The 15,660-nt window shown below is 44.0% G+C and carries 17 protein-coding genes and 1 pseudogene; 13 read left to right on the forward strand and 5 right to left on the reverse strand.

The features are described 5' to 3' along the window. Nucleotides 1-49: 49 nt before the first annotated feature. On the reverse strand, nucleotides 50-415 hold the full coding sequence (locus QWY22_RS04410) for a hypothetical protein (protein WP_300983274.1): 366 nt from the start codon (nucleotides 413-415) through the stop codon (nucleotides 50-52). 392 nt (nucleotides 416-807) lie between these two features. Here QWY22_RS04410 and QWY22_RS04415 point away from each other — a divergent pair, with 392 nt between their 5' ends. Next, nucleotides 808-1,866 (forward strand): ketopantoate reductase family protein, encoded by a 1,059-nt coding sequence (locus QWY22_RS04415; RefSeq protein ID WP_300983275.1) that lies wholly within the window; start codon nucleotides 808-810, stop codon nucleotides 1,864-1,866. Between the two features lie 60 nt (nucleotides 1,867-1,926). Here QWY22_RS04415 and QWY22_RS04420 read toward each other — a convergent pair whose 3' ends face one another. Further along, nucleotides 1,927-2,571: a hypothetical protein gene (locus QWY22_RS04420; protein WP_300983276.1), complete on the reverse strand. Its 645-nt coding sequence runs from the start codon at nucleotides 2,569-2,571 to the stop codon at nucleotides 1,927-1,929. Nucleotides 2,572-2,985: 414 nt separating this feature from the next. Between QWY22_RS04420 and QWY22_RS04425 the strand changes: the two genes are divergently transcribed. Beyond that, complete coding sequence (locus QWY22_RS04425; protein WP_300983278.1) at nucleotides 2,986-4,197, forward strand: aminotransferase-like domain-containing protein; 1,212 nt, start codon at nucleotides 2,986-2,988, stop codon at nucleotides 4,195-4,197. 15 nt (nucleotides 4,198-4,212) lie between these two features. Further along, entirely contained in the window at nucleotides 4,213-4,647 is a 435-nt protein-coding gene (locus tag QWY22_RS04430; protein ID WP_300983279.1) for a hypothetical protein, read from the forward strand. 669 nt (nucleotides 4,648-5,316) lie between these two features. Here QWY22_RS04430 and QWY22_RS04435 read toward each other — a convergent pair. After that, nucleotides 5,317-5,796, reverse strand: a complete 480-nt coding sequence (locus QWY22_RS04435; protein WP_300983280.1) for a BsuPI-related putative proteinase inhibitor — start codon at nucleotides 5,794-5,796, stop codon at nucleotides 5,317-5,319. A gap of 140 nt (nucleotides 5,797-5,936) precedes the next feature. Next, nucleotides 5,937-6,824, reverse strand: coding sequence for a fructose bisphosphate aldolase (locus QWY22_RS04440; protein WP_300983281.1), 888 nt, complete (start codon nucleotides 6,822-6,824; stop codon nucleotides 5,937-5,939). 303 nt (nucleotides 6,825-7,127) lie between these two features. Here QWY22_RS04440 and QWY22_RS19625 point away from each other — a divergent pair. The 3 genes and pseudogenes from QWY22_RS19625 to QWY22_RS04455 all read left to right on the forward strand — a co-directional run. After that, nucleotides 7,128-7,417 (forward strand): annotated as a pseudogene (locus tag QWY22_RS19625) (MFS transporter); the annotation flags it as partial. 135 nt (nucleotides 7,418-7,552) lie between these two features. Then, entirely contained in the window at nucleotides 7,553-8,842 is a 1,290-nt protein-coding gene (ilvA, locus tag QWY22_RS04450; protein WP_300983283.1) for a threonine ammonia-lyase IlvA, read from the forward strand. A 173-nt stretch (nucleotides 8,843-9,015) separates the two neighbouring features. After that, nucleotides 9,016-9,615, forward strand: a complete 600-nt coding sequence (locus QWY22_RS04455; RefSeq protein WP_300983284.1) for a YdcF family protein — start codon at nucleotides 9,016-9,018, stop codon at nucleotides 9,613-9,615. A gap of 50 nt (nucleotides 9,616-9,665) precedes the next feature. Here the strand turns inward: QWY22_RS04455 and QWY22_RS04460 are convergent, their stop codons facing one another. Beyond that, on the reverse strand, nucleotides 9,666-10,682 hold the full coding sequence (locus tag QWY22_RS04460) for an STAS domain-containing protein (RefSeq protein ID WP_300983285.1): 1,017 nt from the start codon (nucleotides 10,680-10,682) through the stop codon (nucleotides 9,666-9,668). A gap of 318 nt (nucleotides 10,683-11,000) precedes the next feature. On the opposite strand from QWY22_RS04460, the gene QWY22_RS04465 reads away from it, so the two are divergent. The 7 genes from QWY22_RS04465 (at nucleotide 11,001) to QWY22_RS04495 (ending at nucleotide 15,512) form a co-directional block, all read left to right on the forward strand. Continuing rightward, the gene (locus QWY22_RS04465) at nucleotides 11,001-11,417 is read left to right on the forward strand and encodes a VOC family protein (RefSeq protein WP_436836783.1); all 417 of its coding nucleotides are present in this window, start codon (nucleotides 11,001-11,003) and stop codon (nucleotides 11,415-11,417) included. Between the two features lie 155 nt (nucleotides 11,418-11,572). Continuing rightward, entirely contained in the window at nucleotides 11,573-12,379 is an 807-nt protein-coding gene (locus QWY22_RS04470; protein WP_300983289.1) for an alpha/beta fold hydrolase, read from the forward strand. Beyond that, nucleotides 12,376-13,008: a CPBP family intramembrane glutamic endopeptidase gene (locus QWY22_RS04475; protein WP_300983290.1), complete on the forward strand. Its 633-nt coding sequence runs from the start codon at nucleotides 12,376-12,378 to the stop codon at nucleotides 13,006-13,008. The genes QWY22_RS04470 and QWY22_RS04475 overlap by 4 nt, the downstream gene beginning before the upstream one ends. Before the next feature lie 13 nt (nucleotides 13,009-13,021). Beyond that, nucleotides 13,022-13,483, forward strand: a complete 462-nt coding sequence (locus QWY22_RS04480) for an SRPBCC family protein (RefSeq protein WP_300983291.1) — start codon at nucleotides 13,022-13,024, stop codon at nucleotides 13,481-13,483. A 121-nt stretch (nucleotides 13,484-13,604) separates the two neighbouring features. Further along, nucleotides 13,605-14,351, forward strand: a complete 747-nt coding sequence (locus QWY22_RS04485) for a phosphatase PAP2 family protein (RefSeq protein WP_300983292.1) — start codon at nucleotides 13,605-13,607, stop codon at nucleotides 14,349-14,351. A gap of 137 nt (nucleotides 14,352-14,488) precedes the next feature. Continuing rightward, the gene (locus QWY22_RS04490) at nucleotides 14,489-15,049 is read left to right on the forward strand and encodes an MEDS domain-containing protein (protein ID WP_300983293.1); all 561 of its coding nucleotides are present in this window, start codon (nucleotides 14,489-14,491) and stop codon (nucleotides 15,047-15,049) included. A gap of 73 nt (nucleotides 15,050-15,122) precedes the next feature. Further along, nucleotides 15,123-15,512 carry an RDD family protein gene (locus QWY22_RS04495; protein WP_300983295.1) on the forward strand — a complete coding sequence of 130 codons (390 nt, stop codon included), beginning with the start codon at nucleotides 15,123-15,125 and terminating at the stop codon, nucleotides 15,510-15,512. Nucleotides 15,513-15,660: the final 148 nt, after the last annotated feature.

Genomic DNA, 15,660 nt, shown 5'->3' on the forward strand with positions numbered 1-15,660 from the left:
CAAGCTCCTTTAGAAAAAGGAGCTTGATTCAGAGTTCTGATTTTGGCTATTAATGTTTATGGTGATGTTTGAAACGTTTGTTGTCGTGTTTGCCGTGTTTGTAATGCCGTTTGTCTTTGCAGTCATCATTATAACGATCGCGTTTGTGTTTTTTGTGATATTTTTTATTGTGTTTATGGTGTTTCCGATCATATTTGTCGTCTTTATCGTATCTATCGCGATCTTTATACTTATTGTGTTTGTTATAGTCTTTGTCATGGTCATAGTCTTTGTTGTAGTCTTTATCATGGTTATAGTCTCTGTCATGATAGCCATCTTTGTCGTGTCCAGAATCATCACCATGTGCTAATGCAGCAGTTGATGAAAATCCGAATACTAAAAAGAATGCCATCAAAATCGTTAAGTACTTTTTCATGTTTTGTCTCTCCATTTCATAATTAGATTTTGTTTACTCTCTGGACAGGAGTGTCGTGGAGTCATAAACTTGCCTATTTATGTACTTTTAGAGAGTAGGACCTCCTTCTTAAATAAATTATGAAGCGGTTTCAAGAAATTTCTATAAATGTTGATTTAATAGGAATTCCTTGTCCTTGAAGCTATTGTACAACATAAATCAAAAATTTACTACAATTATTAGAAAATTATAAAAAATAAATTTATTTTAGTTTCTTGGGATAATAGTTGGGCTAGAGCAGGAATGCTCTCAATACATAGTTGTGTTTTAGTTTAGGAAGAAAATAACATCTAGCAGGCCGCTCTATTTCAGTAAACAATTTTACTGCTATAACGCAAAAAGGAGGGGAAATCGTGAAAAAAATTTTAATTTACGGGGTAGGGCCGTTCGGCAGCTTGTTTGCCGAGCGCCTTTCAGAAGCGGGGCACTCCGTATTCTTGCTGGATCATGGGGACAGGCAGCAAGAGTTGAAGACATACGGCGTTGTGACAGAAAATACAGTGACGGGTGAGCGGACAGTGACGAGGCTTCCAGTGGTAGAGCGTCTGGAAAAAGATGATGCGTATGATCTGGTTATTGTGCCGATCCGTAAAAATTCGGTTGCGGATGTGTTGCCGGCACTGGCAGCCAATAAAAAGATTCCAACTTTCTTGTTCATGATGAACAACGCCATGGGCCAGCAGCAATTTGTTGAAGCTCTCGGCAAAGAACGGGTGATGGCCGGTTTTCCGCTCCCGGGCGGGTATAAAAAAAGCTATGTCATGTACATGATACCGGTGGAAGAAAAGAAACCCACAATTTTGCCGATTGGCGAAGTCGATGGAAACGTTCTTCCCCGTACTTGTGAAGTGGCAGACATTTTAAGTTCGATGCGCGGCTACCGGGCAGAAATCCGGAAAGACATTGACGATTGGCTAAAAACGCATGTCGCCTTGCTGATTCCGACGCTTGCTCCGGCGGTCTATGCGTGCAATACGGATCTGGAGCATTTTGCCGCCACTCGGGATGCTCATGTGCTTTTAAGACGAGCATTACCTGAAGCTTTCCGGGCAATTCAAAATGCAGGAGTGCCCATCACTCCTCCAGCACTTCGCATCATCGGATGGATTCCGGAACCGGTGTTTGTCCTAGCCCTTGGACAAATGGCGAAAGGCAAGACATTTGAAAATGTAATGGAGCATTTGGAAAGCGTTTCGGATGAAGTCCGTCATTTAACCGATGAGTTTTTTGAGCTGATCCGGCACGGCAATACCCCGACACCGACTTTGGATAAACTCGCTGAATATACTTATGATACGAAAGAGGCGATTCCTTTTGGATCAAAAAGCATTCCTCTTCAATGGGGAGGAATTTATGGAGTGGCAATTGGAGCGGTTATCTTGGCGGGTTTACTCAAGAAAGCAAGGAAGTGAGCTTAACTAGACGGACTAAAAAGAACAGGCTCCATAATGGCTGGAGCCTGTTCTCAACTATTAATGGCGTTTTTTGCCTTTGTCTTTGCCGTGTTTCTCCCATTTGCCGTAAGTTGTCTCAACATCTACAACTTTTTTGTCATAATGGGTTTGTTCATTTTTCTTGAATGTTTCTTTGTGTTTGGTCACTTCTTTGGTTGTTTTACCGAATTCTTTATCAAAGAATTTTTCAGTTGTTTTGCTGATGATTTTGCCGTTGCTTCCTGGTTTGCCGCGGTGCTTAATGGTAGTAACAGTTGTTTTGGTGATTTTAACTGGAGTCGTGAATTTTTTAACGGTGTGAATAGCTGTCACTTGATCCCAAGAAGTCGTTTTGGTGATTTCATAAGTGGTTTTAACATATACGTCTCGATACCAATCGTGTTTTGGATGTTTTTCACGTTTCTTTTCAACTTTTGATTCAGTGTAAGTGTCTTTTTTAAATTTCTTCTCGGTTTTGTAATCCGTGTCTTTTTCTACTTTGACAACCTTATCATAGCTTACTTCTTTTGTCGTTTTTACAATGGTCGTGACGCCTTTATGGAAAGTCACTTTTTCGGTTGTATTGTTATCCCCTTTATGACCGTCATCGTTGCCAGCAAAGGTCATAGAAGAAAAACCGAATACCAATATAAAAGTCAATAAAATCATCGCAAACTTTTTCATGACTGATTCTCCCTTGTTTAAAATTAGATTTTTGTTCGTCTCTTCGTTCATGGCTTGGAGATTAAACTTGCAATCGTCATTTTAAAGTATTTTTTGAGAGAAATTCGGCCCCCCTTTTATACGGCTTGTGACAAAAACGATTGAACTTGCACGATAATTATACTATAAAGGTCAAATAATTCATATAATTTAGAATAAATAATTTAAATATTTTTACTAATATCAAGGTATTCTTTAGTAGGATAAAGTGTTTGCTTTTTATAACATTTCAAGCTCGTTGCAGCAAAGAAGTTCCTTTCACTCTTCTGACCTAAATCTGTTAATCCCGTTTAAAAGGTGAAGTTTCCAGAATGCTTTCACAATTTTCATGTAGAATAGAGGTAACTACTTTAAATCCGAAAGGAGCTCATACATATGAAACAGAATTTTCCTTTTTCCAAAGACATAAAACTGGCCTTCCAAAATGATCCGCCGGGGCAATGGATGACTGCCGTACCAACGGGGTGCATTCGCCTGAACTCAGGGTATCCGCAGCCGAGCCTGGTGCCTTCCAAAGAAATAAAAGAGGCAGTTGCGCGCTTGCTTGATGAAGAACAGGATTTACCGCTCCACTATATCGGCAGCCCCAGAATTCCGGAGTTGAAAAAATTCATCCAGCAGCGCATGCAAAAACGAGAAGTCATTCTTTCCGAGGAAGAGCTTTTGGTCACGTCAGGAGCTTGTCAGGCCATTGACTTGATCTCCCGCATTTTGCTTGATGACGAAGCCGTTGTAGCAATTGAGGCACCGACCTACATGGAGGCATTGGAGGTATTCGGAAATTATACCGACCAATTCATGAGTGTGCCGATTGATGCAAAGGGGCTCAATACCGACCGCTTTGAAGAAATGCTGGCAGACAGAGAAGCGAAAGGGGAAACTTTGCCGCGCTTGCTTTACACCATCCCGACATTTCAAAATCCTACGGGGACGACAATGACGCTGGAACGGAGAGAAAAGGTGCTGGAATTGGCCGAACGCTACAATTTTCTGGTTTTAGAAGATGATGCCTACGGTGAACTGGCTTTTGGGGAACAAGCGCGTTTGTTGAAAGCGATGGATCCGGGCAACCGGGTGCTCTACGTCGGTTCCTTATCGAAAGTTGTCGCGCCTGGCATGCGGATCGGCTGGGTGGCAGGAGCGGAGGAATTGGTCACGGCTATGGAATGGTTCAAAAAAGATTTGCACCATCCATTCGCTCAGGCAACGATGGCTTCCTATTTAGAAGGACTGGATTTTGACAGCCATCTTCAAGAGCTTCAGGATGCTTATCAGCGAAAAAGCAGTGTAATGGTTGCGGCATTGGAAAAATTCTTGCCGAAGTCGGTTTCCTGGTATACACCGGGCGGCGGCTACTTTATTTGGGTCCAAGTGCCGGAAGTGGACACAGCCCAAATGCTGCCAGAAGCAATCGCGGCTGGTGTGGCATATGTGCCTGGCAGATACTTTTTCCTGAACCAAAAGGAAGGTCGTGAATTCCTCCGGTTGTCATTCAGTTATGCGGACGAAGAGCAGATTGTAAAGGGGATCGAACTTTTAGGGCAAGTAATCGGGAGAACGGTTCCACAGGAAAACATTAACCCGTAGAAAAGGAGAAATCCCTTGGAAAAATATATCGTCATTCAGGATATAGAAGCTGAGCCGGAATGGCCGAAGCTTTTTGGCACCGCACTGTCGGTCTGCGGCAGTTTTCAAATCATGTACCCGGACGGAGAATGGGATAAAGAAAACCCATTGCTGACAGGTAAATCCGAGTTTGAAAAATTGGAAGAGATTCAAAATTTTCCATGGAGTGGCATGAAAGACAGCACCATTTACAGCGGCCCTTTGAATGCAGAGTCCAGAGAATTGTTTTGGCATCATATGGTTCCGAGAGAGGATGACTATGTGTATCCGCTTTGGAATTTCAATCTCTACCGGGAAGGCAAGCTCGTTTTTTCGATCCAGGATTTTTCAGTCTGCCTTGCCTATTCCTACCCCGAGATGCTGGAGATTTTTGCAGAGCATGGAATTGATCTATTAAGTTTAGAAGGCTAGTAAAAAGGAGGCACCCTAAGGGATGCCTCCTTTGAGTTTGTAGATAAAAGGTCATTTAGGATAAATGAATGAAAAATAACTGGACATCCTGGAACCTCCGTTACAGCCGGACGCGTTCCGTGGGCTCACGCCGAACTAACCCGGAATTAACGTCCCGAGTGGATTTCGGCACTTCGTCGCTACGCTGCCCCGCAGGAAAGGCATTGAACGAAGGTACTGAGGCCAAGCCTTTGCGACGAAGCTAGCGAAGCGATGCAGGAGCAGTGGTTTACCGCCGGTTTTCACTCCGGATCCTGAACATGAAGGCTATCTAGAGGTGTCACATTTCTTCTTGAGCTGTCTGTTTAAGCTTCAATCGAATGAGCATTCTGTTTCTAATCCAAGAGAGACACCCCAACCGGTTCGGCCACGGAGACTCCTGTGGGACAGCGAAAGCTGAAGACCCCGCAGGCAAGACATTGGCCGAATGCAGTGAGGTCATGTCTTTGCGACGAAGCTAGCGCAGCGATGCAGGAGCAGCGGGTTTTCAAAGCGGCGAGGAGGCTGAAGCTGAGCCCACGGAAAGCGAAGTGGCAGATCCGGTTGGTTTTATGTGTTTGTATTCATTTAATTTAAACTTTTCTACAGTATGAAAGGAGGCACCCTAAGGGATGCCTCCTTTTACATTTTTTATTCCACCACGTATTCAGTTTCTGTTCGGAAGGCAGGTCCTTGTTCAGGCGTCAACCAGGCCTCCAGTGTGTAGGTGCCGGGTTCAAGTTCCAGCGGCGGCACTTCGATTTCATATTGCAATTCTTCCGCTTGTTTCACCGTTTCTTCTCCAAGCGCCTGGGCATACATGCTGACAGAAGACTGCAGGAAAACCTCCTCGCCTGATTCATCGAGCAAAGCGAAATCATAGCGCTGGCTGCTGGTGAAATCAAAAGTCAGCGGCTTTTCCGTTTGGTTTTTTACCGTATACAGATAGGTTCTAGCATCCAACTGTTTAATCGCCGGTTCCGGTTCGCCGGCTGCAATGCCGCCGGAAGTGCCTTCGTTTGTTTCGGGTTCTTCAGGCATTTTCTCCGAATCCTCCTCCATGCCGCATGCTGCTCCAAAGAATGCCAGCAACAACAGCGATAATGCCAAAAACCATGAGCGTTTTCTCATCACCGTACCTCCTTTGAAACTTCAACGGAATCTCTTCCGTATCCCTTTAGTATAAGACCGTTAATCGAAGAGAAAAGTTACAAAAGAAAAAAGCGCCGGCGGCAACCTGTCAAAGGCCACCAGCGACGCTTTTTAATCACTCACGTAATCGACGCTTCGTAAATTGTTCGGATTGAATCGGCAATGCCTTCGTTGAATTCGTCATCGCTTTGGTCAGCGCTGACGCCTTCAGATAAACCGCGGGAGAAGCTGGCGATCAAGCCGTTGTTTCGTGCCAATTTCTCGTTCGCTTCTTTCCGTGTATAACCCCCCGAAAGAGCCACTACTCGGACCACACGGGGATGTTCGATCAATTCTTTATAGAAGTTATCAACTGTCGGAATCGATAATTTCAGCATCACCGGCTGTTCTTCGCTGAGATTATCCAGTTCTTTTAAAATTTCTTCTTTTAATAAGGATTCAATTTTTTCTTTGTCGGCACTGTGAATGTCTACTTCCGGTTCAATGATGGGCACAAGTCCGGCATCAATGATTTGCTTGCCAACTTCAAATTGCTGGGCCACGACTTGCTTAATGCCCTCAGGGTTCGCTTCTTTAATGACTGAACGCATTTTCGTGCCGAACACTTTGCGTTCAACTGCTCTCTTTAATAGTTCATCTAAATTTGGGATGGGTTTCATTAATTGGATGCCGCCTTCTTCATCTGCCAAGCCTTTATCGACTTTCAAGAAGGGCACAACGCCTTTTTCTTCCCATAAGTAATCGGGTGTGTATTTGCCTTCCACTTTCCGGTCCATCGTCTGTTCGAATAGGATGGCTCCAAGAATGGAATCGGAATTGAACGCAGGAGCGGTCATGACACGCGTCCGCATTTCGTGGATCAAATCGTACATTTCCTCTTCGTTGGAATAGGCATCTTCCGGAACGCCATACAATTTCAACGCTTTTGGTGTACTGCCGCCGCTTTGGTCAAGCGCTGCGATAAAACCTTGTCCGTTTTTAACCAATTCTAACTGCTCTGTGTTCATCTTCCCAGCTCCTTAGATAAATTTTTTTGAATAAAACCTTCATAAAAACTTTAACTAAAAGTAACCTCTTACAATAATTAGTGTAACAATAATCGATTTAAACTACAAAAGAATATATAACGCCTGAAGCACTGAATTTTCACACGGTTCCAGTAATTAATGGTAACGATTTCAAAATGAAAGGAGGAAGGGAGTGAATAATGATTTTTCTCCCGTTTGACGCAGATGAAAAACAATAAGAACTTTTATATTTTTGCCATTACTTTAGTGGCTACTTTAGGGGGACTTTTGTTTAGCTATTAGGTCTTGCTGTCCGAGATTTTCCTGAACAAAATCAGGGCCAAGCACTGGTGATCGCTGTCGCAGCTCAATGGGCCGCCAATTATTTCACTTCTTCTGCATATCCAATGATGATGGAAGTAAGCGGGGCGATGACATATTCGTTCTACGGAATCATGAGCTTGTTTTCGGCATTATTCGTTTGAAAGTTCATCCCGGAGACAAAAGGCAAATCGCTGGAAGAACTTGAAATCCTGCTGAAAAAATCACATGCTTCAAAACAAGGGAAGCCGCCTGTTGTTCTTTTGAAATGAAGTGAAAAACTAAGCTTGAATGGAGGCAATTAATAGTAAAAACGGCACTTTCGCATAATTGTCAAAATTTTTTATCAATAATTTGCTTCTTTGTGTTAGAGTAGTGAAATAACTAAATTCAAAAGGGTGATTCAGATGACGAGAAGCAATACGACAGAGCTTGAAAGAGCAACAGACGCAGCGAAAGTGACAGTGGCAGACATCATGGTGGCGAATCAGGCACTGAAAGACGTCATTGTGAAAACGCCGCTGCAGCGCAACGAAATTCTGTCCGCCCGCTACGGCTGCAACGTCTTTTTAAAACGGGAAGACCAGCAGGTTGTGCGGTCTTTTAAATTACGCGGAGCGTATAATTTTATCTCCAGCATGACCATGGAAGAACGAAGCAGAGGCGTCGTCTGTGCCAGTGCGGGCAACCATGCACAAGGTGTGGCTTATTCCTGCAAGGCGCTGGGCATCGAAGGGAAAATCTTCATGCCGCTCACCACACCAAGCCAAAAAGTGTCCCAAGTCAAGCGATTCGGTGGTGACCAAGTTTCCGTAGTTCTGACAGGAGATTCGTTTGATGATGCGTTTGCGGCGGCAATGGAACTTTGCACAGCGGAAGGAAAAACTTTTGTCCATCCATTCAACAGCACCCAAGTCATTGCGGGACAAGGAACGGTCGCGCTTGAAGTGCTGAATGAAATGCAGGAGCCGGTCGATTACATGTTTTGTGGAATCGGAGGCGGGGGGCTTGCTTCCGGCGTAGGTTCTTATTTAAAAGGAATCAGCCCTTCCACCAAACTGATTGGTGTGGAACCGGCGGGCGCCGCCAGCATGAAAGCTTCCTTAAAAAACGGAGAAGTGACACGCCTCGATGAGATTGATACTTTCGTTGACGGAGCCGCCGTCAAGCAGGTAGGTGATTTGACGATGGCCATCTGCGAAGACGTTGTTGATGACATCATTCCCGTGCCCGAAGGAAAAGTGTGTACGACCATTCTGGAACTGTATAACGAAAATGCCATTGTCGCAGAACCCGCTGGCGCTTTATCGGTAGCTGCACTGGATTTTTATAAAGAGCATATCAAAGGCAAAAACGTGGTCTGCGTAATCAGCGGAGGCAATAACGATATCGAACGGATGCAGGAAATCAAAGAAAAGTCGCTAATTTATGAGGGCTTAAAACATTATTTCATCGTTACATTCCCGCAGCGTGCAGGTGCGCTCCGCAAATTTATGGAGCAAGTGCTTGGTGAAGAAGACGATATCACTCATTTCGAGTACACGAAACGGACCAACCGGGAGCAAGGGCCTGTCATTGTCGGCATCGAATTGAAACGCCGGGAAGACTACGAACCGCTTGTTACACGGATGGCGGAAAACGGCTTCCCATACAAAGACATCAATAATGATGCTTTATTGTTTAACTTATTGATCTAGTCGAAGAGCCCCTTTTCGCTAAAGGGGCTCTTGGCTATTCTGGTGCTTTTGTGAGCATTTGGTGATTTTTTGGCAAATGCTCTTTTCTTTTGGGGCATTTCAAATCATAATATAGAAGGAAAATTCATCAAGGATGAGTTGAGAAAAAAAGCAGCGCAAAAGGATGGAAATCATTGCCTAAACGATTAATAAGAAAAACTATGCAAGTGCTGATGCTGGCGCTTTTTGCATTTACAGTGTTTGCGGCTTATGGCATTTGGACATATGCTGCAGAAACAGAAAATATAAAAACCGATGCGGCCATTGTCCTTGGCACCAAAGTGATCGGGAACGAGCCTTCACCGGTACTGCGGGAACGCATCAACCATTCGGTCTGGCTTTACGAAAATGAGTTTGTGGACAAAATCATTTTTACCGGCGGCAAAACGGACGGCGCCGAAATGGCGGAATCGGAAGTATCCCGCAATTATGCTTTAGGACTGGGAATTCCGGATGAAGATATTCTCATTGAAACCAAATCCATGATTACAGAAGAAAATTTTCTGTATGCCTATGAAGTTGCAGAAGAAAATGGACTGGACAGCTTTCTGGTGGTTAGTGACCCTTTACATATGAAACGTGCGTTATTGATGGCGCAAGTGACGGGAATCGATGCTCATTCTTCACCGACACAGAGTTCAATTTATCAGACATTCAGCACCCAGCTGCCATTTTTCATCCGGGAAACCGTATGCTACGTCGGCTATGTGCTGTCATTCGCATTTTTCCGTTAAACCATAAAAGAGCGCCTTTGCTTTAGCAGAGGCGCTCTTTTTGTTATTTCTTATACGATTCTCCGGCCGCTTTTTCCGAGGGCATAGTAAATGCCATGCTGCAAGGATTGCAGGCATTCGAATTTTTTTAAGCTGGTCAAAGTTTGCGAAATGATCAATGCCAATTCAGGCGAGACGCCGACCAAAATTACTTCAGTTCCTAGAAGCCGTGCAGAAGCACCAAGTTTGTCAATCAGTTCTGCCGTATAGGCTGTAATGTTTTTATTCAAGCCGGTTAAATCCAAAAGCAGGTAATTGGCCTGGTGTTTTGGCAAATGGCTCAAGGTTTTGTAAATCAAATCTTCAGCCCGTTCCATGTCATACGTGCCGATCATCGGCACGACGATAATGCCTTCAAGTACCGGAATGATAGGAGAAGAAAGTTCTTTCACAAGTTTCTGCAGCATTTGGGTGTTGTCATTTACGAGCATTTCAAGTTTGTTGATCTGTTCAGCTTCCTGCCGCCTCGACAGTTCGTGGATATTGCGTTGGACGGTTACATCGGAAGGGAAGTATTCAACAATGCTGTATGGATTTTCGCTGTTCTGGTATTGAACCGTCTTGTACCAGAAATTGAGGCCGAAAATACCTGTTAAAACACCGGCGTAATGAGAAGGGACAAAAATCCCTTTTGTTTGTTGTTCATCCAGCTGATTCAGTTTGTATTCCCAGTCATCCTGGATATGCAAAGTGAACGTATTTTTTTCGGCATCCATTTTTACAATTTCGACTTTCCCCCAGCCGGCAGGGGCGTATGTATCGGAAATCCATTCCACAATATTCGACGTATCGATATGCTTCATTTCTGCGAAGCCTTCGCCAACAATGATACCTTGGCGAAAACCCGTGGTCTCCAGAACGAGGTTGGTTGCTTCAACGCCTGAGATTTCTTTGATGGTATCAAAGAAGGTTTTCATGGCACTGATCCAAAAGAAGACTACGTCTCCGCCTTCAAAAAGCACTTCTCCTGAATCCAGATCCCATTTCAATTCGATTCCGCCAACTGTTATGTTTTTCTTTTGCGTCATTGTTGTTCCTCCATATCAGCAAGATAAATTAATTATATAGTTTAGATTTCTGAATGTCTCTTTTAACACTTAAATGCAGGAAGAATAGGAAAAATGTCTGAATAAACTGAAAAAAACACTTTTCATCCGACGAGAATGAGTGTATAATTAGAAATACAAGAACACTTGTTCCTTTTGGTTGTCTGCATAAGATGTATGCAAGGCGTCTGACTAATTCAGCAGGATTATGCGTAGCAGGGAAAAATAGCTTCTCCCTGAATACGTAAAATATATAAGGGATAAAAGAAAGGAGCGATTTATGTGCCGGTAGTTGCTTATATGGTGTTCAACGGGAATTGTGAAGAAGCAGTCAAGTACTATGCGGATGTTTTTGGAGCAGAACAGCAGGAAATCATGCATTTCGGGGACATGCCTCCGGAGGAAGGCTTTGAGATGCCGGAAGAGACAAAGAACTTGGTCATGCATACGGCTTTAAATATCGAAGGCAGTGAAGTGATGTTTTCGGATGGAATGCCGGATTCGGAAGTGCCGTTTGGCAAAAATCTCAATTTGACGATCGTCTCAAATGATTTGGACAAAGTGAAGTCTCAATTTAGCCGATTGGGAGCAGACGGCAAGGTGACGATGGAATTGCAGGAAACTTTCTGGAGTCCGGCGTATGGGGCACTTGAAGATAAATTCGGCATTGTGTGGCAGTTCAATTACGATGACGGGTCTTATGGCCAGCAGCAATAATACCACAATATGGGGGAAATGACAGCACGCGCCTGCCTTTAGGCGCGTGCTTTTTGCTTGTGCGTTTCGACTGCTTGGCAGTTAGGGTATGGGTATAAAAAACCTTGAAATGCGTACCCCGTATGCTTTTTCGTCTATAGGAGTGAATCGTTGTTATGCCGCATATTTCGATTGATGAATCAGTTTCGCTTTACTATCATGTTAAAGGACAAGGCATGCCCATCGTTTTTATCCATCCATTTGTTATGGGGCATAATGTATTCCATAACCAGGAAGCTCTCGCAGAAAACTATCAATTGATTTTCTATGATCTTGCCGGGCATGGACTCAGTTCAAGAGGCGGCGAACCGGTGACCATCCATCTGCTGGCTGCACATTTGAAGAGAATGCTCGATAAGCTCGGTATTAGACAAGTAGTTCTTTGCGGTTATTCCCACGGAGGATTGATCGCTCAGGAATTTGCCTTGAACTATCCGGAGCGCACCATCGCTTTAATCCTGTCCGGAGGCTACTCGGAATTGAATAATTTTACTCCTAAATTCTTTATCAAATCCGTCATGTACATGGCGAAATTTCGGCAAATCCCCATGGCTGCGAAACTGCAGGCTAAATTAAACCGGAAACTGCCGGGAGATGAACAAGCGATTTACCGATTGGCCAAGAAGTCGGATCCCCAGGCTTCTTATGAATTTTGCAAAACGGGGCTGCACTATATTTCCACCCATTCGCTTCATCGTTTGAAAATGCCGATTCTTCTTCTATATGGAACGCTTGAAAAACCGATGCACCATTACCGGATTCCATTTTTGAAAGCAGCGCCCCAAACACAGGTGGTTTTTATCGAAGGGGGTACCCATCAGTTGCCGCCTCGGTCGTTTAAGGAATTCAATGCGGCAGTAGATTGTTTTTTGCGGCCGATTAAGAAGCGAGATAAATCAGCAAAGACCGGTGATGCACGATGAAGAACGCTTTGCGTTTGATTGGGCCGACGATGATGATTTTTATCGGGCTTCAAGTCATGGAAAATGTCGCAATTACTTTTTTGCTTTTTTACAGCTGGCTGCTGTTTGTGCCGTTGATTGACCGAGCATTTCCGGTGGAACAGCTGAAGCTGGATAAACAGGGAGTTGCCTTAGGCTTTGGAAGCGGGTTGCTTTTTTTCATTTTTATCTTTTGGGGGTTAAGTTGGCTGCATGTCTACCTATTGGATATTGAATATTTGCGGACCTTGCTTATGGACTGGGGATTTTCAGGCCGAGGTGAAATCCTCTTGGTTCTCGTTTTGCTGTTGGCAAATCCGGTATTGGAAGAACTTTACTGGCGAGGCTATATGTTTAACCGGCTGCGGATGAAAGGAAGCGCTTTGTATGCCGTTGGAATGTCAGCTGCTTTTTACACCTTGTATCATCTGCTTTCGATCATTCCGATTTTTGAAGCTGGGTTTAGTTTTGTCGCCGTACTGCCTGTGTTTATCGCTGGGCTATTCTGGGGGTTCATTCGGGAAAAATCGGGTTCGATGACCGCAACCATTATCAGCCATGTGCTATCGGATTTCGGAATTGTTTGTGTCTACTGGTTTATTGTGAGATAAGGGGGACGACGGAATGGTGGCAGTCCAAAAAAGTATTGTGATCAATCGGCCAATTGACGAAGTATATCGATATGCAACAGATCCGGAGCATTGGTATCAATGGTATTCCGGTTTATCCGAACCACGGAATCTAAGTGGGCAAGGCGAAGCGGGGACAACGATGGATTTGGATATTCATCTGTTCGGCATGCAGCTTCCTGTTATCGTTGCAGTGACGGAAAATTCACGGACGGGCAGCGGCTACACGTGGAAAGGGCTTATCAAAGGATCAATCGATTCTCTCCAGAGCTGGACTTATACGCCAGAAGGCACCGCAACCCGAATTGACTATGCGGAAGAGTATGAATTGCCAAAGAGTCTGATGACGAAACTGGCAGATAAGCTGATTATCAAAAAAGTGATGAATAATGCCATGGAACAGAGTTTAAAGAATTTAAAGGACATTTGTGAGACAACGGAACTCAGAACCAATTAGAGAAAGCGGCTACGTCTGGCAGTATCTATGCCAAGGTGTAGCTTTTTTTATTTTAACGGATGGACTACTAAAGTTGTGGGTATACAAATAACAGATTAGAAACACGGTAAGGAGCGATGAAATGATAAAAGAGAATACGAAAGTCGGCATCAGCTTGTTGCTGCTGGGGTTAGGGCTTGGCGTGGCTGCGCTTTTCCTGGTGATATTTACGGAACTGGCCGAAGAAGTCATGGAAAATGAAATGAGAAGATTTGATGGATCAATTATCAATTACTTTAAAGCAATTGACCATCCTTATCTCGACACGGCCATGATTTTGATCACGGAGCTTGGATCGGTCTGGTTTTTAACAATGCTGTCCGTTGCAACGGTCCTCGTATTAGGGATTAAATACAAAGATAAATGGGGGATTTTGTTTTTCCTCCTGGCAGTTGGAGTTGGCGGTTTATTGACGAAAATGCTGAAGCAATTGTATGAAAGAGGCCGCCCGTCCATCAATCCGGAAATTGATGCGGTCGGCTACAGCTTCCCGAGCGGCCATTCCATGGGATCCCTTATCTTCTATGGCTTTATCATGTATCTCGTCATGCGCGGCAATGGGAGTGCTGCCTTTAAGCGGCTTTCCATCATATTAATGGGGATTTTGGTGCTGCTCATCGGTTCAAGCCGTGTGTACCTGGGCGCCCATTTTCCGAGTGATGTGCTGGCCGGTTATATAGCTGGTACGATTTGGCTAATTTTGTGTCTGGTTGCTTTAGAGTGGATTCAGTGGCAAAGCAAAAGTGATGTGCGTCCTGTACATTCCATCCGTAACATGCTAGCGTCAATGTGGAATGCAATCAGAAAGCGATTTCCGGCAAATAAATAGCATGTAAAAATTTTCCCAACCCGGTCCTCTCCTTTTTATTTTGATGAAAGATTGAGACTGTAGTATGGTTATCTTAATAATGTTTCATCTGCACAGTATCCATAAATTTCGGTTGAATTCTAAGGAGGCATCAGCCTGTGAACGAAAAGATTGCAAACCTGGCAAAAACATTGAATGTAACAGGCAAGGGCCACATTTTTTATAGTTCCAACAGTTTGGAAGATTATATCCGCAATGCCGTTTCTTTTATCGTATATGGCATTCAGCAAGGAGACTACGTGCTGTTTGTAGAAAATTCCCGTATATTTCCGATGATTCAAAAACATTTGAAAGAGAGACTGACAGAAGAAGAACAATCAGCTTTGCACTACATCAATAATTTTGATTTTTATTGGCGAAATGGGAATTTTCATCCGCCTACCATTTTGGCTTATTTAGATGAAGTGATGGCTGCAGGAAATGGGACTAAGCGCAATGTCCGTACATGGGGGCATGTCGAGTGGAGCGACTCGCAGGATATCGAGCGGGAAATCGCAGTGTATGAAAACGAACTTGACCGGATGGTGTTTCATAATGAAGCAATTTCTGTTTGTGCATATAATGCGGAGCGAATTTCCGAAGAGCTTAAGAATAAGCTCTTGAGCTGCCATGGCTACTTGATGACAGACAACAGCATTATTTCCTTGGCGAATAAATAGCAGCGAAGGCTGTTGTAAACCGTTCTTTCTTTTTTTAATCTTGAGATAGAACGCAATCAAAAGGAGGAGTTGGATGAAAGAGTTGTCAAAGAAAAGGTCAAAAGCGATGTTTATTGATTTTCTTGCAGTGACCGCAGCGTTAACGGTTTTAGAAGCAGCCGTGCCAAAGAAAGTCAAAAGCAATGCAGTATATTCACTTGTTGTACCATCGTTAGTGGTGTGGGGATTGGAGTATGTGCAGCTGGCCAAATCAGGGCAAACGCTCGGCTACAAAACACAAGGGCTCGTTTTGGAAAGTGAAGACGGCCAAAAACCAAGCGGCGAACAAATTGCCAAGCGTTTCCTTTACCGTGATTTTATCAGCACCATTGATTATTTTAAAGACCGTAAAGGCTTTGAACAACTAGACGGGGCAAGCTTCCCGCATGATGCTTATGCCCGCACAGTAGTCAGAGAAAAATAAGGCCATTTACAATCGTCCTATTCTGCCGCTCTTTTGAGGATCACTCAAAAGAGCGGCGTTTTTTATTTTTGCGCCGTGTCTCTCTTTGACTAGTTGAAGCTCTGGATTTCCGCTAAGATAAAAGAAAGAATGTATAGAAATGGATAAT

The organism is Planococcus liqunii (assembly GCF_030413595.1).
GTDB classification, from domain to species: domain Bacteria; phylum Bacillota; class Bacilli; order Bacillales_A; family Planococcaceae; genus Planococcus; species Planococcus liqunii.